Below are 14670 nucleotides of genomic sequence, written 5' to 3' on the forward strand. Positions count from 1 at the left end.
GGCGCTCCAGTTCAGGCCTACGGCACCTGCGGGATGTCCACCGGCTGGTTGAACTCGGAGTACTCCGTGATGGCCGTCGCCTCCATGATCGTCATTTCCTGCTTCACCAGGCGCAGTTGGTCATCGAGCCACCAGGTGGTGGGGATCCCTTCCGTCCCGGGCGCCGCGGAGGGCACCAGCGCCCCCAGATCCAGCACCACGGTGAACTTCCGCTCGCCCTTGTCCACGAGTTCGATGGATTCGACGAGGCCACGGAGGGTCTCGGCATCGAGGGTGGGCTTGGTCCCCTCAGCCGTGTCGGGGATCTGCTGCTCCTGCCAGGCCCCGCCGTCGGTCCGCGTATAGGCGGTGGTGCCCTCCGTGACCGACTCCACCTTCTTCCCGGCGGCCTCGAGCACCGTGTAGGTGCGGGGATTGGTCGGGTCCGTGCTGTCGACGTACGTGACGGTTTCGGAGCCTGGGACCGACGTCGAGGTGGTCATCTTCATCGTCGTGATCGACTCCTGCACCGGGCGGTACAGGTCGAGGAAGGCCTCCGTGTCCACGGGGCCTTCGTCCCAGGGGAGCTCGCCGGACGCCTCTTCGGGGGGCGACTCCTCCTCGCTCGGCTCGACAGCGGGCGAATCCTCCTGCATCGGCGTCGCCTCGGCGGAGGTCTCGACCGCAGCGCTCTTTGAGCCGCCTGCTCCGGTCTCCTGGGCCGTTGCGGTGGAGCTGGCCGGGGCCTGCGTCTGGGGGATCTCCGCGGTTCCGCTGCAGGCGCTGACCCCCAATGCTGCCGCCGCGATGGCGGCGATCACTACGTTCCTTTTCAGTGCCATGCGCCCATGGTCGCAACCGGGAGGGTCAGGCCGACAGGCCTCGTCGATGGCGATTCGTCCGACGCCGCCCTGCCTAAGATGTCGCCATGGCCATCGACACCGCCGCGCTCCGCGACCAGCTCACCGCCGCCCGCTACACCTCATATGCGGTGGTCGACCGGATCGGTGAGGATGGCCAGGCGGGGCTGGGGCGCAACTGCACCGTGCCGGCCGACGTGGCGCTCCGCGCCGCCGCAGACCCGCAGGCCGCGCTGATCAGGCTCTTCATCCTCCAACAGGCGGTGCCGCGCGAGGCGGTGGCCGTTGCGGTCGATGTGGACGCCCTGCTGGAGGAGGGTTTCGTGCGGGCGGACGGGGATTCGGTCCGCGCCGTCGTGGACATCCGCCCCTACGGCTCGCCCGACGACGGAGCGTCCGGATGGGTGGTGGCCGACCCCACCCCGGGCCTCGACCACGGGATGTCGCCCATCCGCCCTGACTACGTGCTGGGAGTGTCGCCCGCGTCCACCACGCTCGCACAGCTGACCATGCGCACGCCTGTGGACACCGCGTTGGACCTCGGCACCGGCTGTGGGGTGCAGTCGCTGCATCTCAGTCGGCACGCCGGCCGGGTGGTCGCCACGGACGTCAACGAGCGCGCCCTTGAACTGGCGAGGGTGACCGCCGGGCTGGGCGGTGTCGAGGTGGACTACCGCAACGGATCCCTCTACGAGCCGGTGGCGGGGGAGCGGTTCGACCTCATCGTGTCGAACCCGCCGTTCGTCATGAGTCCGCCCACCGACGAGGCCGACACCCTCACCTACCGGGAGGCGAACTTCGAGGGCGACTCCCTCGTCGAGACCCTGATCCGCGGTGCCGCGGACCACCTCAATCGCGGGGGTTCGCTCCAACTGCTGACCAACTGGGCCGTGACCGATGAACCGTGGGAGGAACGGCTCAACGCCTGGATCCCGGACGCTTGTGACGCCTGGATCATCGAGCGGGAACGCTTGGACGTGTTCTCCTACATCGAGATGTGGCTCACCGACGCCGGGCTGGCGGGGACCGATCGGTGGAGGACGGCCTACGACGAGTGGCTGGCCTACTTCGAGCGCCTGGGCGTGAAAAGCATCGGGATGGGCTGGGTGCTCGTCACCAGGGCGGAGCGGGCTGAGCCGTACCGCCGTTTCGAGAGCTGGCCGCACGCTGTCGCCCAGCCGGTGGGAGACGTCTTCGCGCGGCACGGGACCGCCGTCGACGCGTTCCAGTTGCCGACCGCGGAGCTGTTGGCCGCCCGGCCCCGGCTCGTCGACGTCGAGCAGGAGACCATCGGCTGGCCCGGCGCGGAGAATCCGGAGCACGTGGTGTTCCGCCAGCGGGTGGGGCTCCTGCGTGCCATCAAAGCCGACACCGCCCTGGCCGCCGCCCTCGGCGCGCTCGACGGCGAGTTGACCGTTGGCCAGGTGGTGGCCGCCGTCGCGCAGGTCCTCGACCTCAACGCTGCGGAGCTGGCCGCCGCGCTGCTTCCAGAGATCCGTCAGGCCCTCCTCGACCAGATGCTGATCCTCGCCGGCGATGGTTCCCACGCGATATAGGTTGCATCGCTGACTAGATAGATATACGATCTAGTCATGGTACCTGCAACTCCCTGGCCGTCGAGTTGGCTCAAGGGCTTCCTCGAAGTGGCCGTTCTTGCGATCATCGCCGAGGGTGAGACCTACGGCTACGAGATCACCAGCCGCCTGAGCGACGCCGGCTTCGGCACCGTCAAGGGCGGCACCCTCTATCCCATCCTCGGCCGCCTCGAAGAGGCCGGGTTTGTCGACACCGACTGGCGCGCCGGTGATTCGGGCCCCGGCCGCAAGTACTACCGGCTCACCGCCGACGGCGCGGCGGACCTCCGCAACCGCGCGGACACCTGGCGTGCCTTCTCCCATAACCTCTCCGCCCTCCTGAAGGAGCACTCATGAACGCCACCGACTACATCGACGACCTCGCTCTCGAACTGCGCCTGCTCGACGTCCCCGGCGACCGGATCGGGGAGATCCTGGCCGAAGTGGAGTCCCACGTCGCCGAGACGGGGGAGGATCCCGTCGAGGCCTTCGGCCCCGTCAAGGCGTATGCGGCCGAACGGGCGAGCGCCACCGGGGTCGCCGTCGCGGATCAATCCGCTCCCTTCCTGATGCGCCTCTTCCGGGGACAGGTCCTGTTCGCCCTCGCCGGTTTCGGCTACACCGCGGTGGCCGGCTGGTTCCTCGTCAGCGGCGTCCTGGCGCTCTTCTCCGACGGGACGGAGCTGCCGTTCGGCATGCCCGTCTGGGCGTCGCTGACGCTGGGTGTGGTCCTGCTGGCGGCCTGGGGTGGCTGGTTCCTGCGACTCTCCAAGAAGGAGCGCATCATCGACCCGCGCACCGGTACCGAAGTGCAGTGGACCGCCAAGGGTCGACGTCGCCGCGGCTAGGGGTTCGAGTGCCCGAAGCGGGCAAGCTTGACAGCTCAGGCTATTGTTCCTCACGAGTTTCCCCGTTGTTAAAGGACAGATCTGCATGTCAAGCAAGCGTCTCGTGATTGTCGAGTCGCCGACCAAGGCGACCAAGATCGCCGGTTACCTCGGCGGCGACTACATCGTGGAGTCGAGCCGTGGTCACGTGCGCGATCTCCCCACGAAGGCCGCCGAGGTGCCCGCCAAGTACAAGGGCGAGGCCTGGGCGCGCACCGGGGTCAACGTCGACGACGACTTCCACGCCATCTACGTCGTCTCGCCGGACAAGAAGGCGACCATCCGGGACCTGAAGGCCAAGCTCAAGGACGTCGACGAACTCTTCCTGGCAACGGATGGTGACCGCGAGGGCGAGGCCATCGCGTGGCACCTCATGGAGGAGCTCAAGCCCAAGGTGCCGGTCAAGCGGATGGTGTTCCACGAGATCACCAAGTCCGCCATCGAGGAGGCCGTCCGCAACCCCCGCGAGATCGATGTCGACCTCGTGGACGCGCAGGAAACCCGCCGCATCCTCGACCGCCTGTACGGCTACGAGGTGTCGCCGGTGCTGTGGAAGAAGGTCATGCCGAAGCTGTCGGCCGGCCGCGTGCAGTCGGTCGCCACCCGCCTCATCGTCAACCGCGAACGCGAGCGCATCGCGTTCGTCCCCGCGTCCTACTGGGACCTGGACCTCACGCTCGACGGCGGCCCGGACACGGACCCCCGCAACTTCCCCGCCCGCCTCGTCGAGGTGGGTGGCGCGAAGGTGGCGCAGGGCCGCGACTTCAACGCCGACGGCGAACTCACCGCCGGCAATGCGCTGGTGCTCGACGAAGCCTCGGCCAAGGCGCTGGCTGGGGCGCTGGCCGACGGTGACCTCCGCGTCGCCTCCGTCGAGGCCAAGCCCTACACCCGCCGCCCCTACGAGCCCTTCCGCACCACCACGCTGCAGCAGGAGGCCGGCCGCAAGTTGGGCTTCTCCTCGCAGCGCGCGATGTCGGTGGCGCAGGAACTCTACGAAAAGGGCTTCATCACCTACATGCGAACCGATTCGGTGTCGCTCTCGGGTGAGGCCATCACCGCCGCCCGCAAGGCGGTGCGCGCGCTGTTCGGCGAGCGGTTCCTCCCCGACAAGCCCCGCGTCTACGCCTCGAAGGTCAAGAATGCGCAGGAGGCGCACGAGGCGATCCGTCCCGCCGGTGATTCGTTCCGCCACCCGGACGACACCGGTCTCTCGGGCGACGCCTACCGCCTCTACCAGCTGGTCTGGCGGCGCACCCTGGCCTCCCAGATGGCCGACGCCCGCGGCGAGTCCGTCTCGATCAGGATCGACGCCACCATCGGCGCCACCACGGTCGCCGACGCCGAGACCACCTCGGCCGGCATCGTCGCCTCGGGCCGCACCATCACCTTCCCCGGCTTCCTCAAGGCCTACGTGCAGGGCGTCGATGATGAGTCGACTTCCGACGACGCGCAGTCGCGCCTCCCGGTGCTCACCGAGGGGCAGGAGCTGGCCGTCGCCAAGGCCGAGCCCGCGGGCCACGAGACCCGCCCCCCGTCGCGCTACACCGAGCCGTCGCTGGTGGCCAAGCTGGAGGAACTGGAGATCGGCCGCCCGTCGACCTACGCCTCCATCATCCGCACCATCACCGCGCGTGACTACGTCTTCAAGAAGGGCTCGGCCCTGGTGCCGACGTGGTTGGCGTTCGCCGTCACCCGGCTGCTCGAGGAACACTTCACCGAACTGGTGGACTACGCCTTCACCGCCGAGCTGGAGGACCAGCTCGACGAGATCGCCTCCGGCAAGGCGCAGCGACTCCAGGTGCTCACGGATTTCTACCGCGGCGCCGAAGGCGACACCCATCACGGCCTCGAGTCCCTCGTGAGCGAGCTCGGCGACATCGACGCCCGCGCCCTGTCCACCTTCCCGCTGAAGGATTCCGGCATCGACGTACGGGTCGGCCGCTACGGCACCTACGTGGAGGCCTCTGACGGTCGCCGCGCCAACGTGCCGGAGGAGCTGGCCCCGGACGAGCTCACCGTCGCCGTCGCCGAGGAGCTGCTCACCCAGCCACTCGACGAGGAGCGTGAGCTCGGCGTCGACGAGGCGTCCGGCCTCATGATCGTGGCGAAGAACGGCCGCTTCGGCCCGTACGTCACCGAGGTGCTGCCAGAGGACGCCCCGAAGTCCAAGAAGCCGCGCACCGGCTCGCTGTTCAAGTCGATGTCGCTGGACTCGCTCGACCTGCCCACCGCCCTCAAGCTCCTCAGCCTGCCCCGCACCGTCGGCAAGGACGAGGAGGGCAACGAGATCACCGCCCAGAACGGACGCTACGGCCCGTACCTGAAGCGCGGCACGGATTCGCGGTCGCTGGCCACCGAGGACCAGATCTTCGAGATCACGCTCGAGGAGGCGCTGGCCATCTATGCCCAGCCGAAGACGCGCGGACGCGCCGCCGCGGCCGCCCCGCTGGCGGAGTTCGGCGCAGACCCGGTCTCCGGCAAGCCTGTGGTGCTGAAGTCCGGCCGGTTCGGGCCCTACGTCACCGACGGCGAGACCAACGCCACCCTGCGCCGTGACGACGCGCCCGAGGCCATCACCCCGGAACGCGCCTTCGAACTGATCGCTGAGAAGCGGGCCAAGGGCCCGTCGACCCGTCCTGCGCGCAAGACGACCACGCGCAAGACGACCACCCGCAAGGCAGCCCCCAAGAAGTAGTTAGGCTGACAGCCATGGCGAAGAAGGGCACGCCCACGGGCGCGATCCGGTTCGAGGTCCCGTTCACCTCGGAACCACCACAATTCACCTCCACCGCGGTCGGGTTGGAGCGCCTCGTGCGCAGGCCCTCGGCGAGTTTCGTTATGGACAGCACCATCATCGACGCGCCGGACGGTCGCCTGCTGAGGGCCGGCGTCGTCGTCGCCCACCGCGTGGTGGCCGGGGCCGGCCAGTGGTACCTCGCCGCCCCCGCGTGGGAACCGCACCTGCCCAGCGAGCAGGCGGAGCCCGTGTCCGGCAGCGGCGACCTCCCGGAACGGTTCGCCCGCCTCGTGAAGCCGTTCGTGCGCGGCGCGACGCTCGGGCCCATCGCGGCCATGACGTGCGAGCGCGACGAGTGGTTCCTCCGCGACGCGGACAACGCGACCGCCGCCATCGTCCGCGACGACAAGGTCCAGGTGCGCCGCGACGGTGTGCTCAGCTCCGAATACCGCGAGGTCACGTTCACGCCCAGCGAGGCCCTGACCGGTCAGCAGCGCGAGTTCCTGCTCAGCGCCGCCCAGGCCGGGGGGTCCACGCTGGTGACGGACTTCCCCCACCTCCAGCAGCGGCTGGGCGCCCCCGCCACCGGCCTCACCGGGTTCCCCAAGCCCCGCGAACTGTGGCGCGACGCGTCCCTCGAGGAGTTCGTCGCCGCGCTCTTCGCCGGGCACCTGGGCCACATCGTGCGGGCAGACCTCGACAGACGCACCGGCGACCCCGACGAGGTGGGCGCGCTGAACCACCGGTTGTGGGAGTTCGGACGCGACCTCCGGGGCCTCGCGACCGTGCTCGAACCCGCTTGGCGGGAGAGCGTCGAGAGCGGGCTCACCGGCCTGCCCTTCGCCTCGGCCAGGGACATCGAGCAGCCCACGTTGCACGCGATCGACGCGCTGGTCACCGGGGCCCGGGCGCCTAGGCTGGGCGACCTGTCGCATCAGCCGGCCGCGAAACTGCTGTTCGAGCGTGCCGAGCAGGCCACGTTCATCCTGGCCGACCGTTGCCGCAGCCTCACGCCCGCGTCGCCGGATGAGGCCTGGCAGGCGGCCCTGCGGGCGGCCGAGCAGCTGGAGGTGGCCGCCAACGTGCTGGCCCCGATGATGCCCAAGATGATGGGCACGATGCTGCGGACCCTCGACGAGGTGCTCGACGAACTGCGGAGGGCGTCCAAGGGCCTCCGCAGCGGAACCCCCGAACTCGACGGGCTGTCGCCGTCTCAGGCCTACCAGTTGGGCCTCGACTACGAGCGGACCCGGGGCGGGGCGGCGCTGCGTCGACGCGACTTCATCCAGCGCTGGCCCGAGCGGGTGGCCGAGGCGCGGAAGCTGCTGGCGAAGGCCAAGAAGAAGCAGGCGAAGCAGTTGAAGAAGCCCACCTCATGAGCGGACTGTTCATCGTGTTCGAGGGCGGCGACCGGGTGGGCAAGTCCACGCAGGTTCGGCGCCTGCAGTCGTGGTTGATGACCCGGGGCCTGCCGCACATCGTGACGCGCGAACCGGGGGGCACGGAACTCGGCGCCACCCTGCGCCGGCTGGTGCTGGACCCCGCATCCGGCGACGTCGACCACCGCGCCGAGGCGCTGATCTACGCGGCGGACAAGGCCCAGCACGTGCACGAGGTGATCCGCCCGGCGCTGGAACGCGGCGAGGTGGTGGTCTGCGACCGCTACGTGGACTCGATGATCGCGTACCAGGGTGCGGGCCGGGACCTCGCGCTCGGCGAGGTCGCCGATATCGCCTGGTGGGCCGTGGGGGGTCTACGGCCAGACCTCACGATCCTCCTTGACGCCGATCCTGACGACGCGGTGTCGATCAAGCAGGATAAGGACCGCCTCGAGAGCGCGGGCCTGGAGTTCCATCGCAGGGTGCGCCGGCACCTCCTCGCGCTGGCCGCAGAGCGGCCCGAGGAGTACTTCGTGATGAAGGCGTTGGAGGGCAGGGACCTCATGGCCGCCAAGATCGCGGGCCGCGTCGAGTCGCTCCTCGCCGGCTGAGCCCTTTCCCGGCCGCGAATGCGGCTGACAGCCAGATATTCCGCGTTCCGCGTGCAGCGAAACCGGGGGATTCGATGTTAACAAGCGCCGATGTAGCTGCTTGACTCTCCGCATGTTCGACTCCGCCGCCGAGAGCACACCGACGTCTCCCACGCCTGTCGTCCTGATGCGCATCACCGGCGCCATGTGTCTGGGCTAGCCGCTCCCGCACGCCCACACGATCCCAGACACAGAGGCACCCCATGCTCAATTTCGTCCTGCTCGCCCTCGTCGGACTGGCCGCCCAACTCGTCGACGGCTCCCTCGGTATGGCCTACGGGGTCACGTCGACCACCCTCCTTCTGGCCATCGGCACCAACCCGGCCATGGCCTCGGCCACCGTCCACCTCGCCGAGATCGGCACCACCCTCGCCTCAGGCATCTCGCACCACCGGTTCGGCAACGTCGACTGGCAGGTGGTGCTGCGCATCGGCGTCCCCGGCGCCATCGGCGCGTTTGCGGGGGCGACCTTCCTCTCCAGGATCTCGACGGAGGCCGCAGCGCCGCTGATGGCCATCATCCTGCTGGTGCTCGGCGCCTACGTCCTGGTGCGCTTCACGTTCTTCGGTATCTCCACCCGCAAGCTCGGCCAGCGGCTGCCGACGAAGTTCCTCGCGCCGCTGGGCCTGTTCGCAGGGTTCGTCGACGCGACCGGCGGCGGTGGCTGGGGTCCCGTCGGGACCCCCGCGCTGCTGGCGTCGGGGCACATGGAGCCGCGCAAGGTCATCGGCACCATCGATGCGTCAGAGTTTCTGATCGCGATCGCCGCTTCGGTCGGCTTCTTCGTCGGCCTGGGCGGGGGCGCCATTGTGCCGTGGATGGCGGGCGCGCTGCTCCTCGGCGGGCTGATCGCCGCCCCGATCGCAGCCTGGCTCGTCCGGCACCTGCCGCCCCGCGTGCTGGGTGCCGCGGCGGGTGCAACGATCGTGCTGGTCAACGCCCGCTCGCTCGTCCGCAGCCTCGGGATGCCCGAGGGCCTGCAGTTGCCGGCCTACCTCCTGGCGTTCGCGCTGGGGGCGGCCGCCGTCGGCTGGTCGTTGCGTGCCCACCTGCGGGCCCGGCGCGTCGATCAGTCCCGGGTGGACGATGACGTCGCCGAAGGTGATGCCGTCCCCGCCTGATGGCAGGATGAACCACATGGGTGATGTGTTCTCTGAGCTGATCGGGCAGGAGCGGGCGGTGGCCACGCTGCGCCGCGCCGTCGAGGGGCACCGGCACGCCATGACGCACGCCTGGCTGTTCGTCGGTCCTCCCGGGTCCGGTCGCTCCAACGCGGCGAAGGCCTTCGCCGCCGCCCTGCAGTGCCCGCAGGGTGGCTGCGGCGAGTGCCAGGAATGCCGCACCACGCTCTCGGGCGCGCACCCGGATGTGACGCTGCTGCGCACGGAGCAGTTGTCCATCGGTGTCGACGAGGTGCGTGCCCTCGTGGGCCGCGCCAACATGGCTCCGGTCAAGCGGCGCCACCAGATCGTCGTGGTGGAGGATGCAGACAGGGTCACCGAGCGCGGCGCGGATGCGTTGCTCAAGGGCCTGGAGGAGCCCGCTCCCCGCACGGTGTTCCTGTTGTGCGCACCCAACCCGGACGACGTGATCGTGACCATCCGCTCGCGCTGCCGCACCATCAAGCTGGCCACCCCCAGCGACGAGGCGGTCACCCGGCTCCTGGTGGAGCGCGACGGCGTCGCGCCGGCGCTCGCGGCCCACGCCGCACGCGCGGCCCAGGGCCACGTCGGCCGGGCCCGCATGCTGGCGCGCTCGGAGACCGCCCGCATCCGTCGTCATGAGATTCTCACGTTGCCCGGCAAGCTCACCTCTGTCTCCGCCTGCCTGACCGCCGCGGAGAACCTGGTGGCCGCCGCCAAGGAGGAGGCCGAGCAGACCACCACGGAACTCGACGCCAAGGAGATGGCGGCGCTGCAGGAGGCCCTCGGCATCGGGGGGCGCGGGAGCGCCAAGCCGCGCAACGCCCAGGCCGCCATCCGTGAACTGGAGGACCAGCAGAAGATGCGGGGCAAGCGTCTGCAACGCGACTCGTTCGACCGGGTGTTGACAGAACTGACCGGCTACTACCGCGACGTGCTGGTCGCCCAGACCGCGCCGGGGGTGCCGCTGGTCAACGCGGATCTGGCAGACGAGATCGAGCCCGTCGCCCGCCGCTCCACGCCCGAACAGACGGTGCATGCCCTCGACGCCATCCTGCAGGCGCGTACCGCGCTGGAGGGCAACGTCGCCCCGCTGCTGGCGCTGGAGTCGCTCCTGATCAGCTTGTCCCTCGCGCGCCGGAGTTGAGCCGGACGGGCGTGTCACCCCGGCCCGGGGCTCCAGTCGGTGCCAAGATGAAAAGCAAGACTGCCCAGGGATAGGAACAGCCGATGTCCAACAATGATTGGGTCCAGGAAGGCACGCCGCGCGACCGTGCGGAGTGGACGGAAGAGGCCGACGACTACGGTGTGCCCGTCGAGCCCACCGAGTGGGACGACTACTCGTCGGAGCAGGCCATGCCGGTGCCCAATCCTCCCGCGCAGCCGGAGACGCCAGAGCAGCCGGTGCTCCCGGAGACCCCGGAGGACGAGGCGAGCGAGGAGTCGGTCGCGGAGCGTTCCAGCCTGCCCACCGCCCCGGATCCGGACGACGCGGTAGCCGGTGAGGACCAGCCTGTGTCCACCGTCGAGCTGGGGGAGACGCCTGAGGAGATCACCGGCGCCGCCGCGGAGGATGACGACGTGCCGGGCACCGCCACGGTCTTCGAGGACGACCGCCCGGTTGACACCGCAGATGATGACCTCACCCGTGAGGTGTCGGAGGGGATCGACGATGAGCCCTTCGGCGACACCGGCGCCACCCCCGTCGACGACAACGAACTGCCCGAGGCGCAGGCCGGCACCGAAACCCACGACGAGTACCTGGACGACGAGCGCCCCGGCGACACCGGTGCCACCAGGGTCGACGACGACGAGCCCACCACCGTCCGTGGCCCGGAGGAGTCGAGCTTCGGCCGCCCCTCGGGCGACGCTGACGCCACGACATCGCTGGCCGCCGTCGCGGCCGCCACGGGCGGTGCCGCGGGTGCGAGCGCCGGTGGCCTCGCCGCGCCCGGGATGGCGGGCCTGTACCGGACGGACGCCGACGAGACCCAGGTGCTGGACACGACGGCGGAGCGCCGCAGCCTCGCGGACGAGGCCGCAGAGGAAGAGGCCCGCGCCGCAGCACTGCGTGCCGAGAAGGAGGAGCGCGACCGCCGCCTCGGCATGGTGCAAACCTCGCAGGCGAACGCGGAACGCGAGATGCGCCCCCGTCGTAGGGGCGTCGGCGGCTTCGGAAGCTTCGGCCTGTTCGTGCTGCGGCTCATCACGGCCGGCGTCCTCGGCATCCTGGCGTACCAGGTGCTCTACAGCATCGACGACACCGCGGAGTTCCTCGCCGGCCAGCCCCTGATCCCCGAGCCCCGTCTGGTGGCCTGGATCGTCGGGTTCACCCTCGCGGCGATGGCCGTGATGCTCGTGATCGGGCTGGGCGTGCGGATCGTCGGTGTCCTCCTGACGGTGCTCGCGGTCGCCACCCTCGTGCTGGTCCGCTGGGGCAGCTTCAGCCCGTTCGTAGAGGGCATGGAAGGGTTCCTCGGCGACAAGGACCTGCTGCTCGCGGGCATCGGCGTGCTGTTCCTGTCGCTCGGTGGCGGCCGGTTCGGCATCGACGGTGCCATCCACCGCAGCCGCGAGGACGCACGCGAGGCGCGCCGGAGTTGACGCCCTGACTGCCTGACCCTGTGCGCGTCCCCGCGAGGTTCCCTCGCGGGGACGCCTCTGTCCCGGCGGATTGAGCCGTTGGTTAGGCTATGCGCATGACACGGGTGATGGCGGTGGCGTTCGAACGCCACGGCCAACTGCATTACCTGGACCCAGGAGAGCGCGACTACACGGTCGGCGACTGGGTCCGGTACCCAACTGCCGACGGCGTGGAGGTGGCCCAGTGCGTGTGGGCGCCCGAAGACGTGGAGTTTGCCGACGGTGACCTCCCGCGCTGCGCGGGCCCGGCGTCGTCGGCGGATATGGAGCGCGACGAGCGCAACCGCCGGCTTCGCGCCAACGCGAACACGGTGGCCCGTGAGCTGATCGCCAAGCGGCAACTGCCGATGAAAGTGGTCGGCATCGACTTCCTCGACCGCTCGGCCGAGTATGACCGCGTCGTCGCGATCTACTACACCGCCCCGCACAGGGTGGATTTCCGCCAACTGCTGGGCGATCTCGCCAGGGCGCTGGACGCCCGGATAGATCTGCGGCAGATCGGCTCACGGGACGCCGCCAGGGTGTTAGGCGGCATCGGCCAGTGCGGCCGCGACCTCTGCTGCGCCACCTTCCTGGAGGACTTCGAGCCGGTCTCGATGCGGCTGGCGAAGGTGCAGGGGTTGCCGGCGAACCCGCTGCAGATCTCCGGCGCGTGCGGGCGGCTGCTGTGCTGTCTGAAGTATGAGCATCCGCTGTACGTGGATTTCCTGCGGAAGGCCCCGTCGATCGGTGACCAGGTGACCACGGACGACGGAGCAGGCGGCGTCGTGGTGGGACACGACGTGCCGTCCAACGCCGTGACGGTGCGTCGGCCCACGGGCGAGGTCGTGCGGTGTCCGCTGGAGTCGGTATGTTCGACGGCGCGGGCGCGTAGGGAACGCGTGGCGGGAAAGGTTGTTGATGAGTAGGTCGGTCAAGGTCACCCAGATGATCCTGGCGATGATCGCGCTGGCCCTCGTCGGTGCCCTGTTCCTCGGCGGCATGGTCGGCGGCCGTAGCCGCGACACGCCCGCCTCACCCACCAGGCCGGGCACGGTGACGCCGTCGCCGGTGCCGTCCGGTTCCCGGATGCCGGGAGTTCCGGCGAAGGCCATCTCCGAGCAGCCCACCATGCCACCGGTGGCCAACGCGAACGCCGATCGGCAACTCGACTACCGGGCGGAGGGCCAGCCCAGCGTCGACTTCCTGGACGGGCTGGGTAGCTACCCCGAGTACGCCACCCAGACCGTCGAGTGGGAGGAGTGCGGCGAGGGCGGCCGCGCCCAGTGCGCCACGGTGCTGGCGCCCCTCGACTGGGAGAACCCCGAAGGCGACGCCATCGAACTCGCGATGACCCGGGTGCCTGGCGGCGACTCCTCGCGCGGCCCGCTCTTCGTCAACCCGGGCGGGCCCGGGTTCGGTGGCCAGGACATGGCGATCGGGCTGGCCGGCCGCTGGCAGAACTACGACACCTACGGCTGGGATCCCCGCGGCACCGGCGGGTCGACGCACGTCGTGTGCGGCACGTTCAAGGAGACCGAGCAGATGGTGCTGCTCGACAGCAGCCCCGATGACACCGCCGAGGACAAGGCGCTGCGCCAAGGCTCCATCAACTTCGCGCAGCAGTGCCGCGACGGTTCCGGGAAGTTGCTCGACCACCTCACCACCATCGACGTGGTGCGCGACCTCGACCTCCTCCGCCACCTGTCCGGCGCGCCGAAGCTGAACTACCTGGGGGTGTCCTACGGCACCTACGTGGGCGCCATGTACGCCCAGCTGTTCCCGGACACCACCGGCCGGCTGGTGCTCGACGCGGCCGTCGAGATCACGGATCGCGAACCGACCCCGCAGGTGGCCGGGTTCGAACTCGCCCTGAACAACTTCATCGACTGGTGCGCCGGCTCAGACCTCTGTGATGTGGGCGACGATGTCGGCGCCATCCGCGCCGACATCGAGAGCATGTTGACCCGCCTCGACCAGAGACCCCTCGATGTCAACGGCAGGCAGTTGACGCAGACGCTTGCCGCGCTGGGCATCGCCGTGCTGCTCTACGAGGACGACCAGGCCTACCGCTCCCTGGCGCAGTACATCGGAGAGGCCATCGCCGGCGACGGCGAGTCGCTGCTTGTGTTGGCGGACCTGTACAACGGCCGCGCCCCGGACAGCTACGGCACCCCGCTGTACGCCTTTCCCGCGATGGGCTGCGTCGACGGGGTGGATGAGGGCGCCGCCGCTGTGCTCCCCGCGTGGAAGGAGACCTTCTCAGTGGCGCCGGTGATGGCGCCCCACATGGGCACTTCGTACGCCTGCGAGTTCTGGACGGCGGGCTCCGCTCCCCAACTGGAGATCACAGCCCCGGGCGCGCCCCCCATCCTCGTGGTGGGCACGACGGGCGACTCAGCCACGCCGTATGAACAGGCCGTGTCCATGGCCGAGCAACTGGAGTCGGGCGCGCTGCTCACTCTCGAGGGTGCCGGTCACGGTGCGGTCACCGGCGACAACACCTGCATCCGCGATGCGGTCAACGAGTTTCTGTACGACGGGGTGGTCCCGGACGAGGGGACGCGCTGCTCGTAGCCGGTTGGCACAAGGTGCCCGTGGTTCTGTATAGTTCCGTCTTGCTGCCGCCCTAGCTCAGTCGGTAGAGCGACGCTCTCGTAAAGCGTAGGTCACGGGTTCGATTCCCGTGGGCGGCTCCAATCAGGCCCCCGGTCCCCGACCGGGGGCCTGAGCCTTGTGGCGTGACGCGTCGGTGGGGGGAGCGAAGTCCCATGGCCGACCCAGGAGGATCGGGCCCCCGGTCGCCTTGTAGTCTGGTGTCTGCGTTTCGGGAACGA

12 protein-coding genes and 1 tRNA gene are annotated in these 14670 nt (G+C 69.8%); 12 read left to right on the forward strand and 1 reads right to left on the reverse strand.

The annotated features are described in order from the left end of the window. Window positions 1-17: 17 nt before the first annotated feature. Window positions 18-821, reverse strand: coding sequence for a hypothetical protein (locus H5393_RS01165; RefSeq protein ID WP_182765191.1), 804 nt, complete (start codon window positions 819-821; stop codon window positions 18-20). An 86-nt stretch (window positions 822-907) separates the two neighbouring features. Here H5393_RS01165 and H5393_RS01170 point away from each other — a divergent pair, with 86 nt between their 5' ends. The 12 genes from H5393_RS01170 (at window position 908) to H5393_RS01225 (ending at window position 14532) form a co-directional block, all read left to right on the forward strand. Next, on the forward strand, window positions 908-2395 hold the full coding sequence (locus H5393_RS01170) for a methyltransferase (protein ID WP_182765192.1): 1488 nt from the start codon (window positions 908-910) through the stop codon (window positions 2393-2395). Window positions 2396-2431: 36 nt separating this feature from the next. Further along, entirely contained in the window at window positions 2432-2770 is a 339-nt protein-coding gene (locus tag H5393_RS01175; RefSeq protein ID WP_182765193.1) for a PadR family transcriptional regulator, read from the forward strand. Next, window positions 2767-3261, forward strand: coding sequence for a hypothetical protein (locus H5393_RS01180; RefSeq protein WP_182765194.1), 495 nt, complete (start codon window positions 2767-2769; stop codon window positions 3259-3261). The genes H5393_RS01175 and H5393_RS01180 overlap by 4 nt, the downstream gene beginning before the upstream one ends. Window positions 3262-3346: 85 nt before the next feature. Continuing rightward, complete coding sequence (gene topA / locus H5393_RS01185) at window positions 3347-5998, forward strand: type I DNA topoisomerase (RefSeq protein WP_182765195.1); 2652 nt, start codon at window positions 3347-3349, stop codon at window positions 5996-5998. Window positions 5999-6012: 14 nt separating this feature from the next. After that, a complete protein-coding gene (locus H5393_RS01190; protein ID WP_182765196.1) occupies window positions 6013-7419 on the forward strand; it encodes a hypothetical protein in 1407 nt (468 codons plus the stop codon). Continuing rightward, a complete protein-coding gene (gene tmk, locus H5393_RS01195; RefSeq protein ID WP_182765197.1) occupies window positions 7416-8030 on the forward strand; it encodes a dTMP kinase in 615 nt (204 codons plus the stop codon). Before H5393_RS01190 ends, tmk begins: the two co-directional genes overlap by 4 nt. A 242-nt stretch (window positions 8031-8272) precedes the next feature. Beyond that, window positions 8273-9190, forward strand: coding sequence for a sulfite exporter TauE/SafE family protein (locus H5393_RS01200; RefSeq protein ID WP_182765198.1), 918 nt, complete (start codon window positions 8273-8275; stop codon window positions 9188-9190). Window positions 9191-9206: 16 nt separating this feature from the next. Beyond that, window positions 9207-10358 carry a DNA polymerase III subunit delta' gene (locus H5393_RS01205; RefSeq protein WP_255436236.1) on the forward strand — a complete coding sequence of 384 codons (1152 nt, stop codon included), beginning with the start codon at window positions 9207-9209 and terminating at the stop codon, window positions 10356-10358. A gap of 83 nt (window positions 10359-10441) precedes the next feature. Further along, complete coding sequence (locus tag H5393_RS01210) at window positions 10442-11815, forward strand: DoxX family protein (RefSeq protein ID WP_182765200.1); 1374 nt, start codon at window positions 10442-10444, stop codon at window positions 11813-11815. A 95-nt stretch (window positions 11816-11910) separates the two neighbouring features. After that, window positions 11911-12762, forward strand: coding sequence for a regulatory iron-sulfur-containing complex subunit RicT (locus H5393_RS01215; RefSeq protein ID WP_182765201.1), 852 nt, complete (start codon window positions 11911-11913; stop codon window positions 12760-12762). After that, window positions 12755-14410, forward strand: coding sequence for an alpha/beta hydrolase (locus H5393_RS01220; RefSeq protein WP_182765202.1), 1656 nt, complete (start codon window positions 12755-12757; stop codon window positions 14408-14410). Before H5393_RS01215 ends, H5393_RS01220 begins: the two co-directional genes overlap by 8 nt. Before the next feature lie 46 nt (window positions 14411-14456). Next, a tRNA-Thr gene (locus tag H5393_RS01225) sits at window positions 14457-14532 on the forward strand. Window positions 14533-14670: the final 138 nt, after the last annotated feature.

Origin of the sequence: Tessaracoccus sp. MC1756 (genome assembly GCF_014164735.1) — a bacterium.
Classification (GTDB): Bacteria; Actinomycetota; Actinomycetes; order Propionibacteriales; family Propionibacteriaceae; genus Arachnia.

Bases quoted from the DNA above. Each gene is read 5' to 3' on its own strand.
- H5393_RS01200 (WP_182765198.1), top strand. From the start codon at position 8,273: ATGCTCAATTTCGTCCTGCTCGCCCTCGTCGGACTGGCCGCCCAACTC.
- H5393_RS01170 (WP_182765192.1), top strand. From the start codon at position 908: ATGGCCATCGACACCGCCGCGCTCCGCGACCAGCTCACCGCCGCCCGC.
- H5393_RS01210 (WP_182765200.1), top strand. From the start codon at position 10,442: ATGTCCAACAATGATTGGGTCCAGGAAGGCACGCCGCGCGACCGTGCG.
- H5393_RS01175 (WP_182765193.1), top strand. From the start codon at position 2,432: ATGGTACCTGCAACTCCCTGGCCGTCGAGTTGGCTCAAGGGCTTCCTC.
- H5393_RS01165 (WP_182765191.1), bottom strand. From the start codon at position 821: ATGGCACTGAAAAGGAACGTAGTGATCGCCGCCATCGCGGCGGCAGCA.
- H5393_RS01190 (WP_182765196.1), top strand. From the start codon at position 6,013: ATGGCGAAGAAGGGCACGCCCACGGGCGCGATCCGGTTCGAGGTCCCG.
- topA (WP_182765195.1), top strand. From the start codon at position 3,347: ATGTCAAGCAAGCGTCTCGTGATTGTCGAGTCGCCGACCAAGGCGACC.
- H5393_RS01180 (WP_182765194.1), top strand. From the start codon at position 2,767: ATGAACGCCACCGACTACATCGACGACCTCGCTCTCGAACTGCGCCTG.
- H5393_RS01215 (WP_182765201.1), top strand. From the start codon at position 11,911: ATGACACGGGTGATGGCGGTGGCGTTCGAACGCCACGGCCAACTGCAT.
- tmk (WP_182765197.1), top strand. From the start codon at position 7,416: ATGAGCGGACTGTTCATCGTGTTCGAGGGCGGCGACCGGGTGGGCAAG.
- H5393_RS01205 (WP_255436236.1), top strand. From the start codon at position 9,207: ATGGGTGATGTGTTCTCTGAGCTGATCGGGCAGGAGCGGGCGGTGGCC.
- H5393_RS01220 (WP_182765202.1), top strand. From the start codon at position 12,755: ATGAGTAGGTCGGTCAAGGTCACCCAGATGATCCTGGCGATGATCGCG.